Annotated in this window: 7 protein-coding genes; all 7 read left to right on the top strand. The window is 39.0% G+C overall.

Going from position 1 to position 6178, the window contains the following annotated elements:
* On the top strand, window positions 1-3199 hold a 3199-nt coding region (locus CH365_RS18230; RefSeq protein WP_244283286.1), incomplete at its 5' end, for a Hint domain-containing protein.
* A gap of 12 nt (window positions 3200-3211) precedes the next feature.
* Window positions 3212-3757, top strand: coding sequence for a hypothetical protein (locus CH365_RS18225; protein WP_100769964.1), 546 nt, complete (start codon window positions 3212-3214; stop codon window positions 3755-3757).
* 101 nt (window positions 3758-3858) lie between these two features.
* The gene (locus tag CH365_RS18220) at window positions 3859-4239 is read left to right on the top strand and encodes a hypothetical protein (protein WP_100769963.1); all 381 of its coding nucleotides are present in this window, start codon (window positions 3859-3861) and stop codon (window positions 4237-4239) included.
* 36 nt (window positions 4240-4275) lie between these two features.
* Window positions 4276-4683: a hypothetical protein gene (locus CH365_RS18215; RefSeq protein WP_100769962.1), complete on the top strand. Its 408-nt coding sequence runs from the start codon at window positions 4276-4278 to the stop codon at window positions 4681-4683.
* A gap of 119 nt (window positions 4684-4802) precedes the next feature.
* Window positions 4803-5132: a DUF6984 family protein gene (locus tag CH365_RS18210; protein ID WP_100769961.1), complete on the top strand. Its 330-nt coding sequence runs from the start codon at window positions 4803-4805 to the stop codon at window positions 5130-5132.
* A 109-nt stretch (window positions 5133-5241) separates the two neighbouring features.
* Window positions 5242-5412 (top strand): DUF4926 domain-containing protein, encoded by a 171-nt coding sequence (locus CH365_RS18205; RefSeq protein ID WP_244283284.1) that lies wholly within the window; start codon window positions 5242-5244, stop codon window positions 5410-5412.
* A gap of 94 nt (window positions 5413-5506) precedes the next feature.
* A complete protein-coding gene (locus CH365_RS18200) occupies window positions 5507-6112 on the top strand; it encodes a CsgG/HfaB family protein (protein ID WP_100769959.1) in 606 nt (201 codons plus the stop codon).
* Window positions 6113-6178: the final 66 nt, after the last annotated feature.

Genomic DNA, 6178 nt, shown 5'->3' with positions numbered 1-6178 from the left:
AATTAGTAAAGCCACAGGAATTCCAGCAGACGTTATTTCCGCTTTCATCGATTACAAAGCAGATCAAAAGGCTAAGAAGAAAGCACAGCAAGCAATGGACCAAAGAATGATGGTCATTTCTCCCGGCCTTTATGTGCTCTCACAAATTCCTGGAGTGCAAGATGTTGTCCGTCCGATTAATAATATTCTTCAAAAGGCTACTTCGGAAGTTATCGTGGGAGCAACGAAAATCACTGCAGAAGTAGTTCATGGAGTTACTTCTGTCTTAGGAAAAGACGGTGCTAAAGTTGCACTTGGTCTCGCTCTTGGACCCGCAGGATTTGCAATTAACACATCTGATATCGATAAACTAGATGATAAAATTCGGGATTTAGGAAAAGAATCCGCTGAATATGTTCGAGGCAAAGATCTCCAAGCTGATCTTGCTAAAGGAGACATCCAGGCAAAATGGAAAGCGGACATCAAGACCGCCGCTTATAATCAATTAGCGGAACAATTTGCGCCACCTGGAATGGATCCGAGTATTTTCTCCCAACTCTGGCAACAATACGATCAGAAACAGGCAGAAAAAGCGGCTAAGAAAGAACAACAAAAGCAGATGATTTCTACAGCACTTCAAATTGCTGCTTCCGTCGCTTTACAATTTATTCCAGGTCCCGGAACGGTTGCCGGTGGAAGTATGTTAGCTTCAGCGGTAGCAAGTGTGGGAAGTACTGTTTCCAGTGTGGTTTCTGCAATTGGTAGTGCGCTTTCTACAGTGGGAACTTGGGTAGCAAATGCTGCTACCTGGGTTGCGAATTTACCTGGAGTCAGTTCCGTTGTGAGTGCTGTTTCAACAGCATATAACGCTGTTGCGAACTTTGTTGCGCCTGCCGTGAATATGGCAAAAACCGCGATCACTGCAGTTTCGAATACGGTCGGAAGCTTTTTCACTTCCGGCGGAACCCAAGCACAAACAGCAACAAATGTTCTCACTGCAGCACAACAAAATTACGCAACCGGAATTCGTTTATTAGGTGCAGTGGGACAAGCTGCTATTGCTTCTTCTTCCGGAAATGATAATGCAACTTTATCAGCATTTGCTAATGGAATGTTACTCGGAGTTACAGGTCCAATGGGACTTGCCGGTTCCGTATCCTATACTCCTCCTCAAAAAGCGAATACTCTAGGCGGGATGTTGGATGAAGGTTTAAATGGACCTTCTGCCTCCGGCTGGGGTGCCGGACTGAACATCGGAGGTTCCGCATTTAACGGAGGAATCTCTTTTGCTCCTGGATCAGGTTTGAACTTGAATTTTGGAGGAACGGTGGGCGAAACCGGAGGATTCTATAATGTAAGTTATAATTTAGAATCCGGAAATACCAGCGGTTCCATTGGAGCCGGTCAAGAATACGGATCAAACTTTGGTGTGAACCTAAGCACAGACACCGATCAGAAACCTTCCATCTTCATGGGATTCGGTTGTGATATGGGAGAGAACAACTGTGGAGGAGGGGCTGCCAATAAACTTGGACTCGGTGGTTCCTTAACCATCAATGCTGACGGAACCGTAAACTTTGGTGCAGATGTTCTTGGAAACGAAGCACTTGGAATTTCTTTCGATACTAATAGTAACTCTTGGGGACCGGTTACTGCAAATACGAACTTTGGTAATGATTATACAGTCATGACGGCTCAGAATCTGGCGGATAAAGCCAAGAAAGAAGCCCAGATGGAGGTTGCTGGAGCCTACGGAGATGTATTAAAAGATCCTAATTTGATTGCGAATAGCGAAACTTTAAAAGCGATTGCGGATGGTTTAGGTATAAAGCCGGAAAATCTTCCCGAAGTGATTCAGAATCTTTCTGATATAGTTCGCAATCCGGATGCAGACCCGAATTTACGCCAATCAGCTCTCGCTTCCTTGAATGAAATGATGGGTGGAGTTCACAACGAAGCTTATGTAAATGGGAACCAAGGCCTTAAAGATGCGATCGATAAATCTCCTGCTATTGCGGATATTAAAATCCAAGGAAAGGATCAAAACGGTTCTGCAGGAGATGGCTTCTTTAGCCAAATCGGTGACCAAGCTAAGATCTATTTAAACCAAATCGCAGGAAATGCATTCGGTGATTTCGCTTATGTAAATGATGAAGGTAAGGTAGTATTCAGAAGCTGTTTTGTTGCCGGAACTTTAGTTTGGACCAGAGAAGGACAAAGACCGATCGAGACCATCCAAGTGGGAGATTTTGTTCTTTCTTGGGATGAAGAAACGGGAGAAAGTAGTTACCAAAAAGTTTTCCGTATATGGGTTAATCAAACAGAATTAATATACGAATTGTCAGTCGGAAATGGAACCGCTATCAAAACTACCTGGAACCATCCATTTTGGGTAACAAATCGATCAGAATGGGTAAAAGCAAAGGATTTAAATATAGGGGATTTGGTACTTTTAGAGAATAGTAAAGAAGCTAGTATATCTTCTGTAAAATACTACGATGTAGAGCCTACTATCGTTTATAACTTTGAAGTAGAAGAGAATCATACGTATTACGTCGGTTCAGAAGGGGTTTTGGTTCACAACCAACCTGCTTATGGAATTGCTGATCCTAACTACGGCTTTGTTTATGCGATTCGAAATTGCAACGGTAGCTCAACCTGTGAAGAAAAAGTTAAAGAACTTTATAAAATTTCAAATGAAGCACAGGCAGAAGGAGCCATTGCAGGTGGCGTTACTGGATTAACGATTCTTGGTTTAGTCGCCCTACCTGAGATAATGCTTCCACAGGCTATCAGATTCATCGTTGCATATCCAAGATTAGCGAGCATACTGGGTATGGTACCTCCAGCTGTAGTATCAAATTCGTCTTCTACTGCAACTGTTGTTTCTGAAGTAGTAGCAGGTGAAACTGCTGCAGCCTGGGAATTAAATGCAGGAGCTACGCTACCTAAAGTTTTCAATTCCACGAATGGGACTCAAGTAAGAATATTGGAGTCTGCAGTAAAACATTTGAGGGAATTTTTAGGCCGAAGTCAGAGCTTTACTACTCCATTAAACTCAAAACTATTGATGGAAAGCTATACAAAAGCGTTAGACAAGGCATTATCAGGCAACGTAGAATTTGGGAAAAAAATTGTAGTTGGTGGATGGGAATTTATATTTCAAGCAGCGCGTGATGGGGGACTCCCTGTTCTGATTCACGCTCAGCCTGTTAGATAAAGGTCGTTACGATTGTTAAAAATCAATAATTCGAGTAAAACGAAATTAGTAGAAAAGACTATATTCGATTCTTATAGTCCTTTTCAGATTCAATTTGGAAATTATAGCCCTGGATTGGAACCTATTTATATTTGGAGATTAGAGTCTGACGAATATTTGTTCGAGTTTTGGATTCATTCTAGAACGAAGGAACTTGTTTCGATTAACTTGGTTCTCGTTCCTCGTTCTTTTGTTAATGAGGTTAATCATTTTGATATTGAGAATGTTATTCTGAATTCTTTTCCTCTTTGCGATACATCGGATTGGGAAAAGAAAATTGAGGCCAAGGAGTTCAGAATAGCTGATTCTTTATATGTAATTGGAGAAAATCGGAACTTTTCTTTATCAATTTTACATGATTCTGTTCAAGTTTTGATTTCTGGATTTAAACCAAGTCGCTTATATAAGAATGAAAGAGTAGGCATTGGTGTAGATTTTGAATCCAATGTTTGCTATATAAGCATCGAAAGATTGACTAGTGAAGAGATTTTGAATTTAAGGCAAGCTTGTGGACTATAGTTTCTTTTGTTTATTTTAAAGATAAACATTATATTGTCTTAATGAATTTAATATGATTTTATTGCTAAAAATGGAAGAGGACTTCTTGATTCATCGATTCCATGAATAATAGAGCAAAACAACTTTCATATCGTATTTTAGAAAAACTGAGTAGGTTTCATTTAGAAATTCCTTCTGAGATGCGCGGCGTAGCTCAAGATGGAATTTTAGGAGTTTATCTCAATTCTGAACCTTACTTCAATGATTCCGTTCTTTTTACTGATGTAGGGATGTATCTGTTCCAATCAGAAGAAAAATGGGAATATCTTCAATATGAAGAAATTTCTAATTTAGAAGTTGTCGAGCAAAAGGAAATTACCGAATCGATTGCAATTCTAAAAAAGAATGGAGTCCAGGTTTATTTAAGAATTTTAGGAGGAAATGGAAAATTACGCGATGTTTGGGAAGTTTATCGTTTTTTACTTCGTATCACTAATCAATAACATAATACCTGCGTTGAGGCTACTCAGGGGACGTAGGTGAATCATTCGATTGAAGAATCAGCTCGGAAGCGTATTGAAAGAGAAGCCAAAAGCCTAATCAAGTATGGATATGGCACAGTTTGTTCGGAAAAAGAGAATGAGTTAGGTCTTTGTTTATTTCATTATAAGCAAAAGGATAAATCACTGTATTTGCGAACTCGCGGTTTAGAATGGGGGAGTGAAAAGGTTTTCTTTAAAGAGATAGAGAAAGTAGGATTTGCTTCTTTAAAAGAGATAACGCTACTTGGAGCTAAAGCTGCAAGAAAAGAGATGGACATTGAGTTGTCTATGCAAAATGGGAACCGAATAAAATTGACCTTTCCTTTTCCTGTTTTTTCAATATTGGCAACTTTACTTCATCAGCTTGCTGAGCTAAGCAAAAGTTCGCCTGAAAATCATAAATAAAGAAATTTTAGCCTGAAGTAAGGCCGACTCTGAATTGGCAAATTCTTATGCTTGAGGTTATTCAGTCTATTGGCTCATATATAGCGAAACTAACGTAGAAAGAATAACAGTCCCTTAGTATGAAGAGTTTTAGACAAATTAATTCCGCAGAAGAGCGGTTACTTGTGTTTCTGCTTAAAAAGTCTAATCTTTCCAAATACGTTGACCTTGATGCTAGCAAGTTGAAAGTCCAAGAAATGGACGATGGAGGAATGGGGAGTCTTTTCTTTTTGGCCAATAACGAAGGGCGAAGAATGAACAAATCTATTGCAAGTTTGAGCTTCTACGATATTGATGGGATTGAAGTTTCTGTTACATTGAATATCGATCAATATGGTGATTTGTATGAGCTTGACCTTTGGAAGGTTGATTTTAGCAAACTGAAGAAAATTCCAGAATTTTTCGAGTAATCCTATTCCAATATATAGTTAAGCCTATCGCCAAGGTTCATGAAATACAACTAAGTTGAGTGCTAAATATAACCAAACAATAATAACAATGGCTTTTAAAGAATACGAAATGGTAAAGCTAAAGCGCAATATAGGTTCAATGCCCGCTGGATCTGTAGGGACAATTGTATTTGTACATCATGACCCTCGTGTCGCATACATAATGGAGTTTTTAGATGCGGACGGGAATACTTTGGATCTAATTACTGTTGAAGAGGCAGACGTAGAAACGAATCAATAAACTTATCTCTTCATTCGAATCTTATTTTTTCGAAAACAATGGCGTAACTTCGAAATCGCTTGCCGGATTTTATATTATCATTGATTGATAAGCTATGCGGCGAGCTCCAATTTCGATCTTTCTTTCTGTAATATTCATTTTCTTCTACAGTAATTGTAGGAGCCTTCCTTCTTACGATGCACAGCTAAGCCTGGGCAAAAATTCTTCTAAATTAAAAACTTCCAAATATGTTGTATTTCCTTTTGAATTTGCAGAAGGATTGGAATTGACCGATTCCCAGGAAAATTCTCAAAAGATCGTTTCTGGGAGAAATAGGGAGAAGACCGAGAAGGCATTATTTCAAGCGGGCTTTACCGTTTTAGAAAGAGGGAAACTGGATAAATTGATAAATGAAATTACATTAAGCAAGACTGGTATTACTGAATCCGAAGGTCTGAATTTAGGAAAAATAGTAAACGCAAACTGTGCGGTATTCGGAAAGATCACCAATTATTCCGTCGCTAGGCGTAGGCTTCGTAAACATTTCGTGGCTGAAATTATCCTCAAAGGGGTGGATATTGAAACAGGAGTGATACTCTGGGAATCGAGTTTGAAAGGCCATACTCCATTTACCAATGGACAGCAAACGTTATTAGATACTGAGAATCGACTCTATGAGAAGTTTGTGAAAAAATTGCAGGAAAATATGGGTAACCAGTAAAATTACCTAATCCTTTTAGCCTATTTTTTGCCTCTGAAATTTCTTTCTAATGAAAATAAATAATTT

Source organism: Leptospira neocaledonica, from assembly GCF_002812205.1.
In the GTDB taxonomy this organism is placed as follows: Bacteria; Spirochaetota; Leptospiria; order Leptospirales; family Leptospiraceae; genus Leptospira_B; species Leptospira_B neocaledonica.
This window is presented reverse-complemented; position numbering and strand designations above follow the sequence as displayed.